The sequence below is a fragment of the Parasphingomonas caseinilytica genome (assembly GCF_036663755.1).
In the GTDB taxonomy this organism is placed as follows: Bacteria; Pseudomonadota; Alphaproteobacteria; order Sphingomonadales; family Sphingomonadaceae; genus Sphingomonas.
This window is the reverse complement of the sequence record NZ_JAXOJL010000001.1, coordinates 342,938-364,590: the sequence shown is the minus strand read 5'-3', so window position 1 is coordinate 364,590 and position 21,653 is coordinate 342,938. Positions and strand designations below refer to the sequence as shown.

General features: G+C 64.6%; 20 protein-coding genes. 14 read left to right on the top strand and 6 right to left on the bottom strand.

All coding sequences use genetic code 11. From position 1 onward, the window contains the following. Positions 1–53: 53 nt before the first annotated feature. Positions 54–2,036, bottom strand: a complete 1,983-nt coding sequence (locus U1738_RS01610; protein ID WP_443026978.1) for a lytic transglycosylase domain-containing protein — start codon at positions 2,034–2,036, stop codon at positions 54–56. A gap of 88 nt (positions 2,037–2,124) precedes the next feature. Here U1738_RS01610 and dapA point away from each other — a divergent pair, with 88 nt between their 5' ends. From dapA to recA, 9 genes are all read left to right on the top strand, one after another. After that, positions 2,125–3,006, top strand: coding sequence for a 4-hydroxy-tetrahydrodipicolinate synthase (gene dapA, locus U1738_RS01605; protein WP_332787285.1), 882 nt, complete (start codon positions 2,125–2,127; stop codon positions 3,004–3,006). Positions 3,007–3,080: 74 nt separating this feature from the next. Further along, positions 3,081–3,749, top strand: coding sequence for a CPBP family intramembrane glutamic endopeptidase (locus U1738_RS01600; RefSeq protein ID WP_332787284.1), 669 nt, complete (start codon positions 3,081–3,083; stop codon positions 3,747–3,749). 66 nt (positions 3,750–3,815) lie between these two features. Further along, the gene (gene smpB, locus U1738_RS01595; protein WP_332787283.1) at positions 3,816–4,298 is read left to right on the top strand and encodes an SsrA-binding protein SmpB; all 483 of its coding nucleotides are present in this window, start codon (positions 3,816–3,818) and stop codon (positions 4,296–4,298) included. Next, positions 4,291–4,437 carry a hypothetical protein gene (locus tag U1738_RS01590; RefSeq protein WP_332787282.1) on the top strand — a complete coding sequence of 49 codons (147 nt, stop codon included), beginning with the start codon at positions 4,291–4,293 and terminating at the stop codon, positions 4,435–4,437. The genes smpB and U1738_RS01590 overlap by 8 nt, the downstream gene beginning before the upstream one ends. 96 nt (positions 4,438–4,533) lie before the next feature. Further along, positions 4,534–5,049 (top strand): DUF2062 domain-containing protein, encoded by a 516-nt coding sequence (locus U1738_RS01585; protein ID WP_332787281.1) that lies wholly within the window; start codon positions 4,534–4,536, stop codon positions 5,047–5,049. Between the two features lie 243 nt (positions 5,050–5,292). Continuing rightward, complete coding sequence (locus U1738_RS01580; RefSeq protein WP_332787280.1) at positions 5,293–7,362, top strand: M13 family metallopeptidase; 2,070 nt, start codon at positions 5,293–5,295, stop codon at positions 7,360–7,362. 169 nt (positions 7,363–7,531) lie between these two features. Further along, positions 7,532–9,922, top strand: coding sequence for a hybrid sensor histidine kinase/response regulator (locus tag U1738_RS01575; protein ID WP_332787279.1), 2,391 nt, complete (start codon positions 7,532–7,534; stop codon positions 9,920–9,922). Positions 9,923–9,959: 37 nt separating this feature from the next. Further along, entirely contained in the window at positions 9,960–10,313 is a 354-nt protein-coding gene (locus U1738_RS01570; RefSeq protein ID WP_332787278.1) for a response regulator, read from the top strand. Between the two features lie 135 nt (positions 10,314–10,448). Continuing rightward, the gene (recA, locus tag U1738_RS01565; RefSeq protein ID WP_332787277.1) at positions 10,449–11,558 is read left to right on the top strand and encodes a recombinase RecA; all 1,110 of its coding nucleotides are present in this window, start codon (positions 10,449–10,451) and stop codon (positions 11,556–11,558) included. 604 nt (positions 11,559–12,162) lie between these two features. On the opposite strand, the gene U1738_RS01560 is transcribed toward recA, so the two are convergent. Together U1738_RS01560 and U1738_RS01555 are read right to left on the bottom strand one after the other, a co-directional pair. Beyond that, positions 12,163–12,372, bottom strand: a complete 210-nt coding sequence (locus U1738_RS01560; RefSeq protein WP_332787276.1) for a hypothetical protein — start codon at positions 12,370–12,372, stop codon at positions 12,163–12,165. Between the two features lie 165 nt (positions 12,373–12,537). Next, positions 12,538–12,870: an immunity 53 family protein gene (locus U1738_RS01555; protein WP_332787275.1), complete on the bottom strand. Its 333-nt coding sequence runs from the start codon at positions 12,868–12,870 to the stop codon at positions 12,538–12,540. Positions 12,871–13,155: 285 nt separating this feature from the next. Between U1738_RS01555 and U1738_RS01550 the strand changes: the two genes are divergently transcribed. Next, positions 13,156–13,869 carry a class I SAM-dependent methyltransferase gene (locus U1738_RS01550; RefSeq protein ID WP_332787274.1) on the top strand — a complete coding sequence of 238 codons (714 nt, stop codon included), beginning with the start codon at positions 13,156–13,158 and terminating at the stop codon, positions 13,867–13,869. A 10-nt stretch (positions 13,870–13,879) separates the two neighbouring features. Further along, positions 13,880–14,506 carry a glutathione S-transferase family protein gene (locus tag U1738_RS01545; RefSeq protein ID WP_332787273.1) on the top strand — a complete coding sequence of 209 codons (627 nt, stop codon included), beginning with the start codon at positions 13,880–13,882 and terminating at the stop codon, positions 14,504–14,506. 4 nt (positions 14,507–14,510) lie between these two features. Here the strand turns inward: U1738_RS01545 and U1738_RS01540 are convergent, their stop codons facing one another. Then, on the bottom strand, positions 14,511–15,830 hold the full coding sequence (locus tag U1738_RS01540) for a dicarboxylate/amino acid:cation symporter (protein ID WP_332788194.1): 1,320 nt from the start codon (positions 15,828–15,830) through the stop codon (positions 14,511–14,513). Between the two features lie 76 nt (positions 15,831–15,906). Here U1738_RS01540 and U1738_RS01535 point away from each other — a divergent pair, with 76 nt between their 5' ends. Then, positions 15,907–17,169 carry a M24 family metallopeptidase gene (locus U1738_RS01535; protein ID WP_332787272.1) on the top strand — a complete coding sequence of 421 codons (1,263 nt, stop codon included), beginning with the start codon at positions 15,907–15,909 and terminating at the stop codon, positions 17,167–17,169. Further along, positions 17,166–18,065, top strand: coding sequence for a diacylglycerol/lipid kinase family protein (locus U1738_RS01530; protein WP_332787271.1), 900 nt, complete (start codon positions 17,166–17,168; stop codon positions 18,063–18,065). Before U1738_RS01535 ends, U1738_RS01530 begins: the two co-directional genes overlap by 4 nt. Before the next feature lie 24 nt (positions 18,066–18,089). Here U1738_RS01530 and U1738_RS01525 read toward each other — a convergent pair whose 3' ends face one another. Further along, complete coding sequence (locus U1738_RS01525) at positions 18,090–18,296, bottom strand: hypothetical protein (protein ID WP_332787270.1); 207 nt, start codon at positions 18,294–18,296, stop codon at positions 18,090–18,092. A gap of 121 nt (positions 18,297–18,417) precedes the next feature. Then, entirely contained in the window at positions 18,418–18,819 is a 402-nt protein-coding gene (locus U1738_RS01520; RefSeq protein WP_332787269.1) for a GFA family protein, read from the bottom strand. A gap of 108 nt (positions 18,820–18,927) precedes the next feature. Here U1738_RS01520 and alaS point away from each other — a divergent pair, with 108 nt between their 5' ends. Next, a complete protein-coding gene (gene alaS / locus U1738_RS01515) occupies positions 18,928–21,588 on the top strand; it encodes an alanine--tRNA ligase (protein ID WP_443026964.1) in 2,661 nt (886 codons plus the stop codon). Positions 21,589–21,653 lie beyond the last annotated feature (65 nt).

Sequence of the window (21,653 nt, the reverse complement as noted above, 5' to 3'; positions counted from 1 at the left end):
CAGCCTGCGCTGGGGTGACGAACGTTGGGGAAATGGGAGGGGCTGAATAAGCCTCAGCCCGGCCGGCCCTTGCCGAGATACCAGCTCATCTTGTTGGTCGCGCCGGCCGATCGCGCCTGGGCGGGGTTCATCAGATCATAGACCACCGCATTCTCAAGCACGCGCTGCACATAGTTGCGCGTCTCCTGCAACGGGATCGCCTCGATCCAGTCGACGATATCCACCGTTCCCATGCGGGGATCGCCATTGGCGCGGAGCCATTTGTTCACGTTGCCCGGGCCGGCATTGTACGCTGCCACCGCCAGCGGATAACTCGCGAACTGGCCGTAGATGCGCTGGAAATAGCTCGATCCGAGCTGGACGTTGTAATCGGTATTGGCAGTCAATGCGGCCGGATCGTAGGACAGGCCGAGCTTGCCGGCCTGCTCGCGCGCGGTGCCGGGCATCAATTGCATCAGCCCGCGGGCGCCGACACGGCTGATCGCGGCGCGGTCGAACTGGCTTTCCTGCCGCGCGATGGCGTGGATCATCGACCAGTTCGCCGCCTGGTCTGCCGGCACCTTCACGCTGGGGAAGGCGACCGTCGTGTAATCCGTGAGGCCGTTCTGCATCGCGCTGCGCCCGACCATCACGCCGAGATCGGGGCGGCCGATGACGCGCGAGAATTCGCTGGCCAGCGCGTGATCGCTGTCGCTCTTGGCGTCGATCGCGATCTGGCGAACGAACAGGCTCTGGTCTTCCCAGCGCCCAGTGGTGCCGAGATATTGCGCGGCGCGGACGACTTCGCGATTGTAGAATTTGCTCCGCGCGCTGGCGTCGATCGTACGGGCGAGCGGCGCGGCGGGCGGGGTGAGCGGCTGGCCGAGCCGCTCGATCGCCAACTGGCCGTAGAACAGGTCGCGATAGCCGGCAGCGCGGGCGAACCAGGCGCGGGCATCCACCTGTCGCCCGGCGGCTTCCGCTGCGCGCCCGGCCCAGTAATAGCCCTTCGATTGCGACTGCGGCGTCTGCGATCCACGCGCGTAGCGATCGTACATGCCGATCGCATCCGCCGGGCGACCGGCCTTCATCGCGCTCTGCCCGGCGAGCCAGACGAGGCTGGTATAATCGTCGCGTTCGCTGAGCGGTGCCTTCGACACGTCGGTGCCGGCGGGATAGGCGTCATCGACCTTGCTGGCGATGTCGTAGGCGAGCGTCAGTTGCCCATCATTCGCGGATTCGCGCGCATTGGTCAGAAGCACATCGTACCAGCGGCCGATATCTCCGGGCCGGGTGGCGAGCAGACGCGGGCGGGCGAGCAGGGTGCGGGCGGAGGGGGCGGCCGCACCATTACGGAGCCAGATCGCGCGATCGGCGATGAAGCCGGGATCGCTCGCGCCGGTTGATTCGACGGAAGTTGCCAAAGTTGCCGCCTTTGGGGCATTCATGCGCAGGGCCAAGCGGGCTTCGAAAATCTGGCGTTTCAAAGGGCTTACGAAGAAAATCTGGCGTTGGGCCGATTGCAGGCTGTTCTGCCACAGCAACTTGTCCATCCGCGCGTCCTGATCGAGCGGGCCGAAGGCGGAGGAGAAATCGGCCTGCAGCTTGGCCTCGTCGGTCGCGGCGAGCGATCCGCCCACCCACGCCTTGCGAGCCGCCGCATTGGCCTCGTCGCGAAAACCGCTCATCGCCAGGGCGCTGGCGAACGCCGTGCCGCCCGCGCCCGAACGGGGCGGGAAGCGGCGGAAGAAGGTGACGACCGTCGAGGGAGACCACGCGCCCTTCGCCAGCGCGCGCTCCGCCGTATCGCGCAACGCCGTCTCGCCCGGCCAGCCGGGATGGGCGAGCATGAAGCGGGCGTAATTCTCGAACGGATAGCCGGGCGACTGGCGTAGGGACTGCCACTCGACCACCGCCGACGCCAAAGCGGCGTCCTGGGTCGGGTTCTGCCCCTCCAGCATCTGCTGCACGCGGCCCCAGCCGAGCTGTTCCTGCCCCGCCGCCATCAGGCCGGCAGCGGTCGCGAACATCAAGGCGGTCTTGAACAGCGGTATCATGTGGACAGGATATGCCATCGCTTCGTATCTGTCGCCCACCAAAAGCGCCGGGATCGGCGGATTGTCGCACCACAGGAGCAGATTAGCCATGTTTTCCGGATCGATCCCGGCGCTCGTCACCCCGTTCGAATCCGACGGGTCCTTCGCGGAAAAAGCGTATCGCGAGTTCATCGAATGGCAGATCGCGGAAGGATCGAACGGGCTGGTCCCATGCGGCACCACCGGCGAGGCGGCGACGCTTTCTGCCGAGGAGCATTTCCACGCCGTGCGGGTGTGCGTCGATCAGGCCAAGGGCCGCGTGCCGGTGATCGCCGGGGCGGGGTCCAACGATACGCGCGTGGCGATCGCCAACATCCGGGCGGCCGAGGATGCGGGTGCGGATGCGGCGCTGATGGTGCCGCCTTATTACAATCGTCCGAACCAGGAGGGCATCTTCCGTCACTTCGAGGCGGTGGCTGGGTCGTGCGACCTGCCGATCGTGTTGTACAATGTGCCGGGCCGGACGGTGACCGACATCGCGGTCGAGACGGTCGGGCGCATCGCCAAGGCGTTTCCGAGCGTGGTCGGCATCAAGGACGCGACCGGCATTATACAGCGCGCATCGGCCCAGCGGATCGCGGCCGGGTCGGATTTCTGCCAACTATCGGGCAATGACGACATGGCGCTGGCGTTCAACGCGTCCGGCGGGGTGGGCTGCATCTCGGTGACCGCGAACGTCGCGCCGCGCCTGTGCGCCGAATTCCAGGCGGCGTGCGCGGACGAGGATTACACGCTGGCGCTGGACCTGCAGGACAGGTTGTTCCCGCTGCACGTCGCGATGTTCACCGATGCTTCGCCCGGCCCGGTCAAGTACGCGCTGGGCAAGCTGAAGCCCGAATGGCCGATGCATCTGCGCCTGCCGATGACCCCCCCGAACGAGGCGAGCCGCGCGGCGGTGGATGCTGCGCTGGTGGCGGCGGGAGTGTTGTGATCGGGGCACCGCGTTGACATCGACGGGGCGGCCCTAGAACATCGGCGATGATCTTTCGGATCGGAGCCGAACCGATGACACGTTTCATTGCTTCACGTTCGCGTTTGTTGGCCGCGATCGGACTGGTCTTAGCACTGGGGCTTGCCGCTCTTCCGCTCGGTATGTGGATATCGCCGGGTGATGATCTATCGGCACGGATCGGTCGAGAAGCGATCTGGTGGGCGCTCGGTGCGTTCGTGCTGGTGTGGATCGTGCGGGTAGAGCGACTGCCGTTGCGGTCGATCGGTCTGCGCGCGTTACGGTTCAAGGGCGTCGCCTGGGGTGTCATTGCGGCGATCGCGATGATGGCGACGGTGATGCTGAGCTACGCGGTAATCTTCCCCGCGCTGGGATTGCAGATGAACATGAAGCAGGTGCGCAGCCTGACGCATGTTCCGTTATGGTTGCAAACGGCGACGATGGTACGCGCCGGCGTGGTCGAGGAGATCATCTTTCGCGGGTATGCGATCGAGCGGATCGCGATGCTGACCGGCAGTCGTTGGGCCGGCGCACTGTTGTCAGCGGCCGCGTTCATCGCGGTACACATTTCGAGTTGGGGCTATGCGCAACTGATCGTGGTGGCCTTCGGTGCGGCTATCCTGACGGCATTGTATTTGTATCGCCGCGATCTGGGGTCAAACATGCTGGCCCATTTCCTTACCGATTTCGTCGGTTTCATGCTCGCCCGGCTGCAAGGCGGCTGATCGGCGCGCGATTCGACCGACGACCGCTTCCCTTCGCGGGCCTGCGCGCCTACATCGCGGCCTCCCATGGCCAGACCCAAACCCGCTACCTTCGAAAAGACCAAGATCGTCGCCGAGAACCGGCGCGCGAAGTTCGACTATTTCATCGAGACGGTGTTCGAGGCGGGTATCGCCCTGGTCGGTACCGAGGTGAAGTCGCTGCGCTTCGGGCAGGGGTCGATCGTTGAGAGCTATGCCGAGGTGTCCGATGGGCAGGTCGTGCTGATCAATTCGAACATTCCCGAGTTCAGCCACGGCAACCGTTTCAACCACGAGCCCAAGCGGCCGCGCAAATTGCTGCTGCACGAGCGCGAGATCAAGAAGATGCACGGCGCGGTGGCGCGCGACGGCATGACGCTGGTGCCGCTGTCGATCTACTTCAATCCCTCGGGCAAGGCGAAGGTCGAACTCGCACTGGCCAAGGGCAAGAAGGCGCACGACAAGCGCGACACGATCAAGGAACGCGACTGGAAGCGGGAACAGGGGAGGATCATGCGTGATCGTGGGTGATTCCCTGGCCGAAAACAATTCCGTCATCCTGAACTTGTTTCAGGATCCAGGCGCGTACGTTTGCCAAATGAACGGTGTCAGTGGTGCTGGCGACCGCGCCTGGATGCTGAAACAAGTTCAGCATGACGGTGCGTTTTGAAGGCGAGCGCTGATCAGTACCGAATGATGGTTTTGCTCGGTCGTGGCTGATAAACCCGGCTTGTTCTCCCGCCTCGCTGCTTGGTGGCGCAGGTCGATGCCGACGCGCGAGAGCCTGGAGGGCAATCGGTATCTGAAGCCGGTCGCGCACCGTGTGCTGGCGCCGGAATTGTGGCGCTTCACCCGGCGATCCGTGCCGCGCGGCGTGGCGCTGGGCATGGTGACGGGTATTCTGTTTCCGGTCGCGCAGATCGTGCTCTCGGCGGTGTTTGCGCTGCCGTTCCGCGCCAATATCCCGACCGCGGCGGCGACCACGTTCATCACCAATCCGCTGACCACGCCGCCGTTGTGGGTCGCGGCCTATTGGATCGGCAAGACCGTGTTGCGGCTTGATCAGGCCGTGCCGGGCGATCCGATCGCGCAGACGGTGGCGGCCAATACCGACTGGATCCACTGGCTGTGGGCGGGCGCGCTGCCGGCGACGATCGTCGGGCTGGTGGTGGTGACGGTCGTCTTCTCCGTCGTCGGCTATGCGCTGACGGCACTCGGCTGGCGGTTGTGGGTCGGGCATAAGTGGCGGAACCGGCACCGGCGGGCTGCAGTCGAGGGCTAATCGTTGCCCCCTCTTTTATGAAAAACAACTTAGCCGTCACCCTGGGCTCGACCCGGGGGGCAGCTTTTTCGGTGACCCAGGCTAGCTGGCCCCCGGGTCAAGCCCGGGGTGACGGAAATTGATTGGTCGAGCGGTTTCGATAACTCTCTCCTCGCAACCGGTAATTTTTGTTACCACAATTTGACAAGCGTATTGGCGATGTAGAACACACGCGACATCCTGCTCTTTTCGGAGTCGCTGCATATGAACCGTTCGCTCGCAATCGTACTTTTGTCCGCCACCGCGCTTGCGGGTTTTGCGGCGGCGCAAGCCAAGGATGCCAAGCCCGCGCCCAAGGCGTCCGCTCCGACGGCTCCGGCCGCCGCGCCTGCGACCAAGCCCGCTTACGGCACGTTCGGTTTCGACGAGGCCGGCATGGATCGCAGCGTGAAGCCGGGCGACAGCTTCTATAATTATGCGAGCGGGGCGTGGACCAAGAACACGCCGATCCCGGCCGACAAATCCAATTACGGCGCGTTCAACATCCTGTCCGACCTGTCGGAAGCGCGCACGCGCGGCATCCTGGACGGGCAATTGAAGGATCCGTCGTCCAAGATCGGCATGGCCTATTCGACCTATCTCGATCGACCGGCGATCGACGCCAAGGGGTTCGCGCCGATCAAGCCGATGCTGGCCAGGATCAAGGGCGCGACCAAGAAGAGCTATTCGGCGCTGATCGGCGAACTGGCGCGCGACGGCGTGGGCGCTCCGATCGCCGGTGGCGTCGGGCAGGACGACAAGAATCCCAATGCCTATGTCTTCGGAATCTATCAATCGGGCCTCGGCCTGCCGGACCGGGACTATTATCTCAGCACCGACGCGAAGCTGGCCGCCTCCAAGGCTGGCTACGAAGCGCATATCGCCAGAATGTTCACGCTGGCGGGTGAGCCGAACGGGGCGGCGCGCGCGAAGGCGATCGTCGATTTCGAGACCGCGATCGCCAAGGTGAGCTGGACGCGGATCGACAGCCGCGATGCGACCAAGACCTACAACAAGATGACCGTGGCGCAGCTTCAGGCGCTGGCACCGGGGATCGATTTCCCGGCATTGTTTACCGCCGGCGGGGCGAAGGGCGTGACCGAAGTGGTCGTCGCGCAGCCGAGCGCGGTGGCGGAAATCTCGAAGCTGGTTGCCGCCGCGCCGATCGGCGTGTTGCAGGATCAGTTGATCTTCAAGGCGCTGGGCAATTTCGCCGACGTGCTGCCGAAGGCGATCGATGACGAGCGTTTCGCGTTCTACGGCACCACGCTGGCCGGTACGCCGCAGCAGGAGGAGCGCTGGAAGCGCGGCGTGCGGTTTACCAGCCAGTCGCTGGAGGACGAGGTGAGCAAGCTGTACGTCGCGAAATACTTCCCGCCCGAAACCAAGGCGGCGGCGGACAAGCTGGTCAAGAACATCATCTCGGCGATGGACACGCGCATCGACAAGCTCGAATGGATGGCGCCGGAAACAAAGGTGAAGGCGCATGCCAAGTTGGCCGCGTTCGTGCCCAAGATCGGCTATCCCGATCGCTGGAAGGATTATTCGGGCCTGAAGATCGTCGCCGGCGATGCGTTCGGCAACAACGTGCGCGCCAACCAGTTCCAGACCGATTACCAGACCGCGAAACTCGGCAAGCCGGTGGAGCGCTGGGAATGGGGCATGACGCCGATGGAGGTGAACGCCTATGCCAATTTCGGCATGGTCGAGATCGTCTTCCCGGCGGCGATCCTGCAACCGCCCTTCTTCGATCCGGCGGCCGACCCGGCGGTGAATTATGGCGGCATCGGCGCGGTGATCGGCCACGAACTGAGCCATCATTTCGATGATCAGGGCGCGAAGTACGACGCGACCGGCACGCTCTCCGACTGGTGGACTCCGGCCGACGTGAAGAACTTCACCGCGCTGACCGGCAAGGTCGTGGCGCAATATGACGCGTACGAGCCGCTGCCGGGCATGCATGTGAAGGGCGCGTTGACGCTGGGCGAGAACATGGCCGATCTGGCCGGCCTGACGGTGGCGTACGATGCGTACAAGAAATCGCTCAACGGGGCCGAGGCTCCGGTGATCGATGGCTTTACCGGCGACCAGCGTTTCTATCTCGGCTGGGCGCAGGTGTGGCGGCGCAGCTACCGCGAGGCGACGCTGCGCCAGCGCCTGCTGACCGATCCGCATAGCCCGTCTGAACAGCGCGCCTCGATCGTGCGGAACATGGACCCGTGGTACGGCGCGTTCCAGCCCAAGCCGGGCGAGACGCTGTATCTGGCCCCGGCGGATCGTTTGAAGGTCTGGTGATCGCTGCGAGCGCCGTGCGCTTCTGATAACGTACCAACCCTACCCCGTTCGTGCTGAGCTTGTCGAAGAGGAACGCCCCTTCGACAGGCTCAGGGCGAACGGGGAGGGGGCATGCTTAACATGCGCCTAACCTCTTGACGCCAAAGCCACAGGCCCCAAGACAAAGCTCATGGCCAGCCTCGCAACCACCGATCCGCACCCGAGCCGCAACGCTGCGCTGATCGCCGGCGGATGCGGGGTCGTGGCGGCGGCCGTGATGCTTTGGCTGATCGGCAATATCGCGATCGCCGGAGCGTTTCTGGCGACCGGGCTGGTCGTCGCGGGCGGGGTTGTCGCCACGCGGCGGCTATTCCCCGAGACGCGCGGCAAGGTGGCCGAGCCGGACTGGAGCGTGGCGCGCGCGCTGGCGGCCGCCAGCCCTGATGCGGTGGCGATTACTGACCGCGCCGGGCGGCTGATCTGTGCCAATGATCGTTACGAGGAGCTGTTCGCAGGTTTCCCCACGCCGCCGGGGCTTCCGGTCGACGATAACGGCGTCGACCGGCTGAGCATTGCCGGACGCGCGGCGTGGCGCGATGGCAGCGCGCAGGTCGATCGGGTGCTCGCCCGGGGCACGCCGCTTGCCGCGATCGTCGAGCGGGCGGGGCAGGCCGACGACCTGCTCGTCTGGCGCTTTCGCGGGGCGGAAGGGCTGGACATGGCCGCCTCGGTCGAGGGCATGATCTCCGGTCAGACTGGGGACCGCCTTGCCGCCGCCGGGATCATGACCGCTTTGATCGGCCCGGAAGGCCGCATCCGCAGCGCCAACCGCGTGTTCCGCGCGCGCGCCATGGGGCAGGACGACAGCGCGGTGTCCGGCCGCGATTTCGCGCGTTTCCTGATCACCGACGATCACGGCCAGGTGCGGTTCGAACGTGAAGGACTGGGCGGCGTGCCCTTGCGCGTGCTGCAGATCCCGTTCCTCGAGGGCGACGACGCGCCTCTGCTGGTCGCGTTGCTCGACGAGGAAACCAACATCGCCACCCCGGCGATCGGCGGAAATGCCACCGCGCATGTCCGCAGCCTCGTCAGCCTGATGCCGTTCGGCATGGCCCTGGTCGATCGCGACGGGCGCTTCATCCAGATGAACGACGCCTTCGCGCGCGCCGCTCAGGTCGATCCGCACGCGCCGCCGCTTTATCCCGGCGATCTGCTGGTGCGCGAGGACAAGGGCGTGGTCGCCGATGCGATCCGTCGCTTCGCGAACGGCGCGACGCATTCGACCGATCTCGCGGTGCGGCTGAAGGATCATCCCGACGAGCCGGTCGCGCTTTCCATCGCCGGCGCCCGAGGGCTGGGCGAGGCGGCGGTGCTGCTCAGCCTGAAGGACAATGGCGAGGAGACGCGCCTGAAACGCGAGGTGGCGCAGGCGACGAAGATGCAGGCGGTGGGGCAGCTGGCCGGCGGTGTCGCACATGATTTCAACAACATCCTGACCGCGATCATCGGGCATTGCGACCTGATGCTGATGCGCCATACGCCCGGCGACAGCGATTACGACGATATCCAGCAGATCCGCGCCAATTCGAACCGCGCGGCCAGCCTGACGCGGCAATTGCTCGCCTTCTCGCGCCAGCAGACGCTGCGCCCGCAAGTGCTGCAACTGCCCGACGTGATTTCCGAGGTCTCCAACCTGCTCAAGCGGCTGCTGGGCGAGACAGTGACGCTCACCGTCAAGCACGGCCGCAGCCTGGGTGCGGTGCGCGCCGATCCGGGGCAGCTCGAACAGGTCGTTGTCAACCTCGCGGTCAATGCGCGCGACGCCATGATGTCCAAGGGCGGCGGCGGGGTGCTGTCGATCCAGACCAAGCAGGTGTCCTCGGCGCAGGTCCGCCACATGGGCAATGACATCCTGCCGATCGCCGATTACGTCGCGCTGGAAATTGCCGATACCGGCACCGGCATTCCGCCCGAAATTCTGCCCAAGATCTTCGAACCTTTCTTCACCACCAAGGAAGTGGGCAAGGGCACGGGCCTCGGCCTCTCCACCGTCTACGGCATCGTCAAGCAATCCGGCGGCTATATCTTCGCCGACAACAACAAGAGCGGGCCGGGCACGACCTTCACCATCTATCTGCCGGTCCACACCGCCACGGCCGCGCCCGAACCCGCCCGCGCGCCGGCGGTGGTGAAGGAGAAGCCGACCGATCTGTGGGGCACCGGCACGATCCTGCTGGTCGAGGACGAGGACATGGTGCGCGCGATCGCCGAGCGTGCGCTCAGTCGCCAGGGTTATACGGTGCTGACCGCCGAACATGGCGAGGCCGCGCTGGAAGTATTGGCGAAGAACGATCGGCCGGATTTGTTGATCTCCGACGTGATGATGCCGATCATGGACGGCCCGACGATGGTGCGGCAGGCGCGCGAACGCTATCCGGACCTGCCGATCCTGTTCATGTCGGGCTATGCCGAAGAAACGCTGCGCAAGTCGATCGACCTCGACAACGTCCAGTTCCTGGCAAAACCCTTTTCCGTGCAGCAACTTGCCGAGGCCGCCCGCGCCGTTCTGGTTGCGAAATAAGGTGGCGGGAGTCGGGTGCATTGGCTAAGGCCATGATATGACGGCTCCGCAACGCATCCTCATCGTCGAGGACGAACCCCTGATCGCGATGATGCTCGAGGATTTCCTCGAAGTGCTGGGCAAGGAGCTGGCGGGCCAGGCGGATAATGTCGGCGATGCGCTCGCGCTGGTCGCGGGCGGGGGGATCGATGCGGCGATCCTGGATGTGAACCTGCGCGGTGGCGAAAAGAGCTTCCCCATCGCCGATGCACTGGCGGCGCAGGGCGTGCCGTTCGTGTTCGCCACCGGCGGATCGCAGGACGGGCTTGGCGAGGAGCATCGTGATCGCCCGACGCTGGCCAAGCCGTTCACGATGGACGGCGTGGCGAAGGCGCTCGAAGCTCTAGGCTGACGGCTTAGGATTGGCGCCGGTTTCACGGTGTTGGAAAAAATTTCGTTCCGCTCTTGTTCCACGAGAACAAACGCGATACATGCTGCATCGGCGATTGAACGCGACGGGCGTTCGGTCTAGCGGTGGAGGCCCCCAATGGCGGTATCTTTGAAGGTCATCGACAGCAAAATGGCAGCATCCAACGATAAGGCGGCCGAGAAGGCCTCCGGCGAACGCGCCAAGGCGCTCGAAGCAGCGCTCGCGCAGATCGATCGTGCGTTCGGCAAGGGCTCGGCGATGAAGCTGGGGTCCAAACAGACGATGCAGGTCGAGACGATCTCGACCGGATCGCTCGGGCTGGACATCGCGCTCGGCGTCGGCGGCCTGCCGCGTGGTCGCGTGATCGAAATCTATGGCCCGGAAAGCTCGGGCAAGACGACGCTGGCGCTGCACGTCATCGCCGAGGCGCAGAAGACCGGTGGTACCGCCGCGTTCGTCGATGCCGAACATGCGCTCGATCCGGTCTATGCCAAGAAACTCGGCGTCAATATCGATGAACTGATCGTGTCGCAGCCGGATACCGGCGAGCAGGCGCTTGAGATCGTCGATACGCTGGTGCGGTCGAACGCGATCGACGTGCTGGTGGTGGACTCGGTCGCCGCGCTCGTGCCGCGCGCCGAAATCGAGGGCGAGATGGGCGACAGCCATGTCGGCTTGCAGGCACGACTGATGTCGCAGTCGCTGCGCAAGCTCACCGGGTCGATCAGCCGTTCGCGGTGCATGGTGATCTTCATCAACCAGCTGCGCATGAAGATCGGCGTGATGTACGGCAATCCCGAGACGACGACCGGGGGCAACGCGCTGAAATTCTATGCTTCTGTTCGTCTCGACATCCGTCGCACCGGGCAGATCAAGGATCGCGAAGAGATCATCGGCAACACCACACGGGTGAAGGTGGTGAAGAACAAGGTCGCGCCGCCGTTCAAGCAGGTCGAATTCGACATCATGTACGGTCAGGGCGTGTCGAAGATCGGCGAGATTCTCGATCTCGGCGTCAAGGCCGGTTTGGTCGAGAAATCGGGCGCTTGGTTCAGCTATGACAGCGTGCGCATCGGCCAGGGTCGCGAGAATTCGAAGACGTTCCTGAAGGAACATCCGGAAATGTGCGACCGCCTCGAAAAGGCGATCCGCACCCGCACCGACAAGGTGGCCGAGGAAATGATGGCCGGGCCGGAGCCCGAAGACGATACCGACGACGAGATGTAATGCCTGCGCCCCTCTCCGATGAGAGGGGCGGGGTATACGATGGGGAACGCCACCACACGATGGTCGGCGAAGTCTTTATCGTGCCTGCTCACGAAGCGTTTCAAGGCGGCGTTCCAATGCGCGTCGCACACACATGGAAAGGCTCGCCCGCGTCGGCGAGCCTTTCGCGTTGGTTTTCGAGGGCGTTGGGTTTCGGGGCCGTTAGGCGGGAACCGTCGCGTCAATCCCGGTGTGTGTCCCGCTCTCGCAACCCGTCTCGTCTTTCCCGCGCAGGCGGGAATCCATAGTCTCGACGTTCAGTAAGGATTCCTACCTGCAAGGTAATGACGGTTAGGCGCGGCTTGGGTCTTCGGCCTCGACACCATTACGATCTGGATGCAACGCCTATCCCCGTTGTCCCTAACTTGTCGAAGGGCTGTTTTTCCTTCGGCGATAACAGGAGGAGGTCGGTGCTTCGACAGACTCAGCACGAACGGGGAAGACGTGGGACCGTCCCATAATCTAAGCGCATCAAACTTTACCATAATTAGTCTGGCGCGCGGCTAACGGCGGAACGTCTAATTCTGGGTGGAAAATGAACGTTAAGCACTGCACGGCAAAGGGTTCATAAGCCCCGACTCTTAAGCGCGCGCTTCACCGCGAAGCGGTAGATAACGTAGGTGAAGAAATACCCCGTCAGTATCAGACCGACTAGCTGCCAGTCTGGCAGATCACCCCGGAAATGTCCGAAGCAATAGCCGCCGAGAGCGAGCAGGGCGAACACTACCAAAAACCATCCGCGTTCGACCGTTTTGGCTTTCTGGAACTTATCCATACGGAACTCCAATGCGCGGAGACCTCGTGCAGCCGACATAGGCTGATCGCAAGTGACGAGGTGCAGCGTTATTCCCCGATGAGGAAAACGACCGCAAGTGGGCGTAAGCGGCCTGTCCGCTTTCGGGGACACCGCCGAGCGCGCGGAACGTCCGATTGTGGGTGGTTAGCTGACGTTCGCACGCTCTACCCACGATCGAAACACGCCGATCGCATTCCCAAGATCAAGAGGGCCGCACGCCGCCTCAAACCTGCCGCCGCTAACATCAGCAACCCACCATGATCCTAAGCGCCTCCACTCGTTTAGATCGGTGGCTGGTTCTCCTACGGATACCTTCTCAAACACGCGCCCTTGCAGATTTGTCTCTCTCAGGTCAATGACGACCGTCCAGCCGGGATTGTCCAGCGTGTCTATCTTCACGCCATAGGAGTGTTCCCAGTCATCATTACATTCGGCCAGATACCAAGAGGCCAGCCAGCTTAGGTTGTCGTCGCTCATGCCCCGATCATCGCCGAAAGGCGGAATGTCTGCAATTGGGCACAGAGGCGGCCCGTCCGCTTTGCCGCTTCCGGTAGCCGCTTTTATCGATCACCTAGCGTCCTCCAACGGCAAACACTTGCGTCCGTCCCAGGCCAGGTAGAGACTTGCGCCAAAGGGAGCACGATCATCGACGCGAGCGAATGGACCGGAGCGGTCGGCGATGTCTGGGCTGCGGAATGGCGGCGGACCGATCGGACGTTCGCCGATCTCTCGCTGCACCTTGATGCTGCGATCCGCGACAGGATGGGCGGTCAGGCGCTTGTGGTCGGCGATGTCGGTTGCGGGGCCGGCGCGACGTCGATCGCTGCGGCTCGGGCCAATCCGGCCGCGAGGGTTACGGGCATGGACCTGTCGGTGCCGTTGCTCGCCGTCGCGGCGGAGCGTGCCGCTGGGCTTCCCAATGTCGGCTTCGTGGCCGGGCCGGTCGAAGATATCATTCCGGCCGCCGGGCCGTTCGACCTGATCGTCTCAAGGCACGGCGTGATGTTCTTTCCCGATCCCGTCGTCGGGCTGGCCGCGATGCGGGCGGGCACGAAACCCGGCGGGGGGCTAATCTTCTCCTGTTTCCGGGCACCTGCGCTCAATCTCTGGTCGTCGGAGATCGTGGCCGCGATGCTCGACGTGCCACCGCCGCCACCCGCATTCTATGCCCCCGGGCCGTTCGCCTTTGCCGACGAGGCGTTCGTGCGATCGGTGCTGGCGGCGGCGGGCTGGTCGGATGCGACCTGCCGCGCGATCGACTTCACCTATCGCGCTGGCGCGGGGAACGATCCGGTCGGCGACGCGGTCGCGTTCTTCGCCCGCATCGGTCCAGCCGCGCGCGTGCTGCGCGATGCCCCGGCCGAGCGCCGGAGCGGGATGCTGGACCGGGTCGCGGAAGTCTGTACGCGCTATCGTAATGGCAATGCAGTGGATTTCCCCGCCGCGGCATGGCTATGGTCGGCGGAGAACCGATAGGAGAGCGTTCGTGACCATCATCGTCCACCATCTCGAAAATTCGCGGTCGCAACGCATTCTGTGGATGCTCGTGGAACTCGGCCTGCCGTATGAGATCAGGCGCTACGAGCGGAACAAGGAGACGATGCTCGCGCCGCCGGAGCTGAAGAAGGTCCATCCACTCGGCAAATCGCCGGTGATCGAGGATGACGGTAAGGTGATCGCCGAGACCGGCGCGATCTGCGAATATCTGGTCGAGAAGGCGGACGGCAAACTGGGGCCGAGCGGGCATCGCGAATCGGTGCTGCGCTACCGCCAGTTCCTGCACTATGCGGAAGGCTCGATGATGCCGCCCTTGCTTTTGTTGCTGATCCTCGGGCGGATCCCGTTCTTCGGCAAGAAGGCAATCAAGCGTGTGCAGCCGATGGCCGACGCGCATCTCGATTATGTCGAGAGCGAACTCGCCTCACGCCCGTGGTTTGCCGGCGACGAGATGACCGCCGCCGACATCATGATGAGCTTCCCGTTGGAGGCCGCGCGCGGCCGCGCCGGCCTCAACGAATCGCGGCCCGCGACGATCGCGTGGTTGAACAAGATTCACGCCCGCCCGGCTTATCAGACCGCGCTGAAGAAGGGCGGGCCTTACGCCTACGCGTGATTGCTCAGCCCTGAAAGCTGTCCCGATCCACCTTCGGGCCGCCACCCGACGGGGCGGGCAGGGGGTCGATCACCGGCGATTCCAGCGCATCGAGATTGCCCTCCCACTTCGCGATCACTGCGCTCGCCACCGCGTTGCCGACGACGTTGGTGGCTGAGCGGCCCATGTCGAGGAAGTGATCGACCGCTAGGATCAGCAACAGGCCGGCCTCGGGGATGTCGAAGAACGCCAACGTCGCGGCGATGACGACCAGGCTGGCGCGCGGCACTCCGGCGACGCCCTTCGACGTGACCATCAGCACCAGCAGCATCGTGATCTGATGCCCGATCGTCAGCGGGATGCCGTAGGCCTGCGCGATGAACATCGTCGCGAAGGTCATGTAGATCATCGAGCCGTCGAGGTTGAACGAATAGCCGAGCGGCAGCACGAAGCTGGCAATGCGCGGCGGCACGCCGAACTTGTCGAGCGCTTCCAGTGTGCGCGGATAGGCGGCCTCGGACGAAGCGGTGGAGAAAGCGAGCAGCAACGGCTCGCGGATATATTTCACCAGCAACGTGGTGCGCCGGCCGACGATCAGGAAGCAGACGCCGATCAGCAGGCACCAGAGCAGGCCCATCGCGATGTAGAAGGTGCCCATGAAATAGGCGAGGCGGCCGATGATCGACGGCCCCTGCTCGGCGAGCGTCGCGGTGACCGCGGCGAACACCGCGAGCGGGGCGAAGCGCATGACGTAGTTCGTCACCTGCAACATCACCTGTGCCAGCGCATCGACGCCGCGCACCAGAGGCGCAGCCTTCTCACCAACCGCGGTGATGCCAACGCCGACGAATAGCGAGAAGACGACGATCTGCAGGATCTCGTTCTTGGCCATCGCATCGACCATCGACGAGGGCACGATATGGGTGATGAAATCCTTGATGTTGAACGCCGCCCGATCGACGCCGCTGGCGGCATCGACCGGCGGGACCGGGATAGCGAGCCCAACGCCCGGCTGGAACAGGTTGACCAGGATCAGGCCCAGAGTCAGCGACACCAGGCTGCAACAGATGAACCATGCGACGGAGCGGAAGCCGACGCGACCCAGCGCCTGCGTATCGCCCATATGCGCGATGCCGATGACGAGGGTGGAGAAGACCAACGGCGCGATGATCATCTTGATCAGGCGCAGAAACAACGCCGTGACGATGGAGAAATAGCCGGCGATCTCGGCAGCGAACTTCGTCCCCGGGCCGCCATTGTCGTCGTAATAGCCGTTGATGGCGAGGCCCAGCGCGATGCCGGCGACCAGCCCGATCAGGATGTAATAGGTCAGGCGCTTGCCCATGAATGCTCCGGTGTTCGTTGTTGCGGGCAAGGAAGGGGATTGCGGCGGCGCGGTCAAGCGCCGTATCGCTTGGGGCATGAGCCACGCCCCCTTCAATCGCCGCCAGTTGATCGGTGCCGCCGCCGCTCTGCCCTTGCTGTCGATCCCCGCATCGCTGCGCGCCGCCGAGCCGGATCTGTCGGCGCTGTCGGACATGACCGGAGGCGTGGCGCTGATCGGCGAGGCGGAGCGGCACGCGCGGATCGCGCGGGCGCAGGGGCTGATGAAGGCACACGGCATCGGGGCGGTGCTGATCGAGGCGGGATCGTCGCTAACCTATTTCTCCGGCGTGCGCTGGGGCCGGAGCGAGCGTCTGACCTGCGTGGTCCTGCCGGTGGAGGGCGAGCCGTGCATCGTCACGCCGTTCTTCGAGGAACCATCGGTGCGTGAGACGCTGGGCATCGCGGCGGATGTGCGGGTGTGGCAGGAGGATCAGGATCCGCTGGCGGTGGTCGCGGGGTTCCTGAAGGAGCGCAGGCTGGCCGCGCGCCCGATCGGGATCGAGGAGACGGTGCGCTATTTCGCGGTGAACGGGCTAGCGCGGGTGTTGCCGGGGGCGAAGATCGTGTCCGCCAACCCGATCGTGCGCGGATGTCGCGGGATCAAGACCGCTCCCGAGATCGCGCTGATGCAGGCCGCCACCGACGTGACCATCGCCGCCTATCGCTGGACGCATTCGCGCATCGAGAAGGGCATGAGCAACACCGATGTCGGTGCGCTGATGAACGCCGCGACGCGCAAGCTGGGCGGCAGTCCGGAATTCGCTTTGGTGCTGATCGGCGAGGCGGCAGCCTATCCGCATGGCAGCAAGAAGCCGCAGATCGTGGCGGACGGGCAGATCGTGCTGATGGATTGCGGTTGTACGGTGCAGGGTTATCAGTCGGATGTGTCGCGCACCTTCGTGTTCGGAAGCTCCAATGCGGAACAGCGCAAGGTGTGGGATCAGGTCGCACGCGGGCAGCAGACCGCGTTCGCCGCGGCGAAGATCGGTGCGGCGGCGGGGAGCGTGGATGATGCGGTGCGCAGATATTATACGTCGCTCGGCTATGGCCCGGACTACAAGCTGCCCGGCCTGTCGCATCGTACCGGCCACGGCATCGGCATGGACGGGCACGAACCGGTCAATCTGGTGCGCGGCGAGATGGCGAAGCTCGCGCCCGGCATGTGCTTCTCGAACGAACCGGGCATCTATATCCCGGGCAAGTTCGGCGTGCGGCTGGAGGATTGCTTCCACATGAATGCGACCGGCCCGGTCTGGTTCTCGCAGCCGCCCATCTCCATCGACGCGCCGTTCGGGTGAGCGAAGCGGTTCCTGTTCTGATCAACGCGGGCGGAGGGACGGCCGCGTGGAAGGGGAAAAAACTCGAAACCGAAGTCCGCGACGCCTTTGCTGCGGCGGGCGTGGCGATCGATCTGCATCTGATCCAGGGCTGCGATATGCAGGATGCGGTGAAGAAGCGCGCGCACCTGCCGCTGGTCGTCGTCGGCGGTGGCGATGGCACGATCGGATGTGCGGCGGGCGAAGTGCTTAAGGGCAAGGCGGCGCTCGGCATTCTGGCGCTCGGCACGCGCAACCATCTCGCCCGCGAACTCGGCGTGCCGCTGGACCTGCCCGGGGCGGCAAAGCTGATTGCGGCGGGCACACGGCGCAAGATCGATGTCGCGCGCGTCAACGGCCATCTGTTCATCAACAATGCCTCGATCGGCCTGTATCCCGAGATGGTGCGGCTGCGCGACGAGGAGCAGGAGCAACTCAACCTGCCCAAATGGCTCGCGGCGATCCCCGCGTCCTGGGGCACGTTGAAGCGGTTACGCCATCACCGCCTGCGCCTCCGATCGCCCGGCGGGGCCAGCGACGTGGTCACGCCGATGCTGTTCGTCGGCAACAACCATTACGAACTCAAGGCCGGGCAGGTCGGCAAGCGCAGCGCGCTGGACGACGGCAAACTGTCCGTCTTCGCGATTGCCGAGCGCAGCCGGGTGGCACTGATCGGTTTCGCGCTGCGTACGCTGATCGGCCGCGCCGACCGGCGGCAGGATTTCGCGGCGATCGGGGATGTCGCCGCCCTCACGGTCACCGGCCGATCGCGCGAGGTGGACGTCGCGCTGGACGGCGAAGTGGTGGAACTGCCCCTGCCGCTGGACTTCACGATCGAGCCATGCGCGCTGACCGTGCTGGCACCTGCCAAGGCCTGAGGCAGGGCGGGAAGGGGACCCCGATCAAGGTTTCGCAGACTCCGTTGCGGGGGGTGCCGAAGCCTCGGAAATCGCCTTCGCCGTGCCCGTCGCGGGGCGTAGCTGGAACATCTCCGTCTGGCTGATCACCACCACCATCACCACGATCGCCAGCACCAGCGCCATCACCCCGAGGGCAGGGCGCGACAAGTACATCTTCAGGTTCGAGCTTTGGTCATTCGTGTTTTTCATGACAATCTCCGTTCGCGTTCAGATGCAGAACGAAGATCGTTTGGCTGGCTTTCGAACCGATCGTGACATTTTGTTACGACGATCATTAATTCGTCCGATCCCGCCTGATCGGCTTGACGAATTACTCCGGATCCTTGTCGTGAATGCGGATACCGGCCGGTAATTCTATCCATTTATGCCGACGGCAATCATAAACGGAATCCTCCGGCGGTGGAAAATCGGGGTCGGCGAACGCCCCCACTGCGACGCTGACCGACGATCCGTCCCGCCCTTCCTCGGTATGGAACAGCGACGTTCCGCAGACCGGGCAGAAGCGAAACCGAAACCGCGCGCCGTGATCGCCGGTGCGAACATATTCCGTGGCGTTGCCAGTGACCGTATAGGGCGCATCGAACCCGGCCAGCGCGGCAAAGACGCTGCCGGTGCGACGCTGGCATGCAAGACAGTGACACACGCCGACGCCACGTAGTGCGCCGGCGAGATGGATCTGCAATTGACCGCAGCAGCAGGACGCGGTGCGCAACACGTTTCTCCCTGCGGGACGTTTGTCGGCAGCAAACGTATGGCGGCATCGGCATATCGTCCAGCCATGGCTTGAGCGGAGGCGCGCGCTCGCCTAGATCGCTTGCCCATGACCGCACACTACATGTCCACGAACGACATCCGCCGCTCCTTCCTCGAATATTTCGAGAGCGCAGGCCATACCCGCGTCGCCTCCGCGCCGCTCGTGCCGCAGAACGATCCGACATTGATGTTCGTCAATGCCGGCATGGTGCCGTTCAAGAACGTGTTCACCGGGCTGGAAAGCCGACCTTATTCGACCGCGACGTCGAGCCAGAAGTGCGTGCGCGCCGGCGGCAAGCATAACGATCTCGACAATGTCGGTTACACCGCGCGGCATCATACGTTCTTCGAAATGCTCGGCAATTTCTCGTTCGGGAATTATTTCAATGAACAGGCGATCACGCACGCCTGGACGTTGCTGACCGAGGTGTGGGGCCTGCCCGCCGACCGGCTGACCGTCACCGTCTATCACACCGACGACGAGGCATTCGGCCTGTGGCAGAAGATCGCCGGGCTGCCGGAGGAGCGGATCATCCGCATTCCGACTTCGGACAATTTCTGGACGATGGGCGATAACGGGCCGTGCGGGCCGTGTTCGGAAATCTTCTACGACCATGGCGACCATATCCCCGGTGGCCCGCCGGGCAGCCCGGACGAAGATGGCGACCGCTTCGTCGAGATCTGGAACCTCGTGTTCATGCAATACGAGCAGGCCGACAATGTGATCGTCGCCGATCTGCCCAAGCCCTCGATCGACACCGGCATGGGGCTGGAGCGCGTCGCCGCCGTGCTGCAGGGGGTGACCGACAATTACGACACCGATACGTTCAAGGCGCTGATCGCCGCATCGGGCGCGCTGACCGGTACGGCGACGACCGGCGACAATCAGGCGAGCCATCGGATCATCGCCGATCACCTGCGCACCTCGGGCTTTCTGGTCGCGGACGGCGTGCTGCCGGCGAACGAGGGGCGCGGCTATGTGCTGCGCCGGATCATGCGCCGGGCGATGCGCCACGCGCATCTGCTGGGCGCGAAGGAGCCGTTGATGCACCGGTTGGTCCCGGCGCTGATCGCCGAGATGGGCGCGGCCTATCCGGAATTGCTGCGCGCGCAGGCTTCGATCGAATCGACCTTGTTGCAGGAGGAGACTCAGTTCCGCCGCACGCTGACCAACGGTCTGCGCCTGCTGGACGAGGCGACGGCGAGTATGGCGGCGGGCGACACCCTGCCCGGCGAGACGGCGTTCAAGCTCTACGATACGTTCGGCTTTCCCTATGATCTGACCGAGGATGCGTTGCGCAGTCTGGACATGCAGATCGACCGCGCCGGCTTCGATACGGCGATGGCGGAGCAGAAGCGCGCGGCGCGCGCGGCGTGGAAGGGGTCCGGGGCCAAGGCATCGGACGATATCTGGTTCGATATCGCCGAGGTTTCCGGCGGCACCGAGTTCCTGGGTTACACCGCGACGGCGGGCGAGGGGCAGGTGGTCGCTTTGGTCAAGGACGGCGCGCGCGTGGACAATGCCGTGACCGGCGATAGCGTGGCGATCGTCGTCAACCAGACGCCTTTCTACGGTGAGAGTGGCGGGCAGGTCGGCGATACGGGCGCGATCTCGAACGACGAGGGTCTGCAGGCGCAGGTCACGGAAACCTCGAAGCAATTGGGGCGCGTTTTCGTGCATCAAGCGACCGTCGCGGCGGGCGAGGTCCGGGTCGGCGATACCGTGAAGCTCAACGTCGATGTTGCCCGCCGCGACCAAATCCGCGCCAACCATAGCGCCACCCACCTGCTGCACGAGGCGCTGCGCCAGCGGCTCGGCCTGCATGTCGCGCAGAAGGGCAGTATGGTCGCACCCGATCGGCTGCGGTTCGATTTCTCGCAACCAAGCGCGATCGATCCGGCGCGGATCGGTGAGGTCGAGGCGGATGTGAACCGCCAGATCCGCGGCAACGGCGCGGTCTCCACGCGCCTGATGACGCCGGACGAGGCGATCGAGGAAGGCGCGATGGCGTTGTTCGGCGAAAAATATGGCGACGAGGTGCGCGTCGTTTCGATGGGCAATGAGGCGGACGGCAAGGTCTATTCGCTCGAACTGTGCGGCGGCACGCATGTGACGGCGTTGGGCGATATCGGTCTGTTCAAGGTCGTCGGCGAAAGCGCGGTGTCGAGCGGCGTGCGCCGGATCGAGGCGCTGACCGGCGAAGCGGCACGGCATTATCTGACATCGCGCGACGAGAAATTGCGCGAGGCGGCGGCCACGCTGAAGGCGACGCCCGACGAAGTGCCGGCGCGCGTCGCCGCCTTGGTCGAGGATCGCCGCCGGCTGGAGCGCGAACTGGCCGAGGCGAAGAAGGCGCTGGCGCTGGGCGGCGGGGCAGGGGCGGCGCCTGCCGGGCCGGAGCAGGTCGGTGGAGTGAATTTCGTCGGGCAGGTGTTGCAGGATTTCGACGCCAAGGGCCTGCGCGGAGCGGTGGACGAGGCGAAGCAGCGGATCGGATCGGGTATCGCGGCGATCGTCGCGGTCAACGAAGGCCGCGCGTCGATCGCTGTCGGTGTCAGCGCCGATCTGGCGGGGAGCCACAATGCGGTGGACCTGCTGAAGATCGCCGTCGCGACGCTCGGCGGTCAGGGCGGCGGCGGGCGTCCCGATATGGCACAGGGTGGCGGACCGGACGGCACCAAGGCAGACGAGGCGATCGCCGCGATCCGGGCGGCGCTGGCGGGGTGAGGTCGCGCGCGGCCTTCATCGCCCGGTAATATGTCGGGGCGATGCTGATCGCGAGACAACAGAAT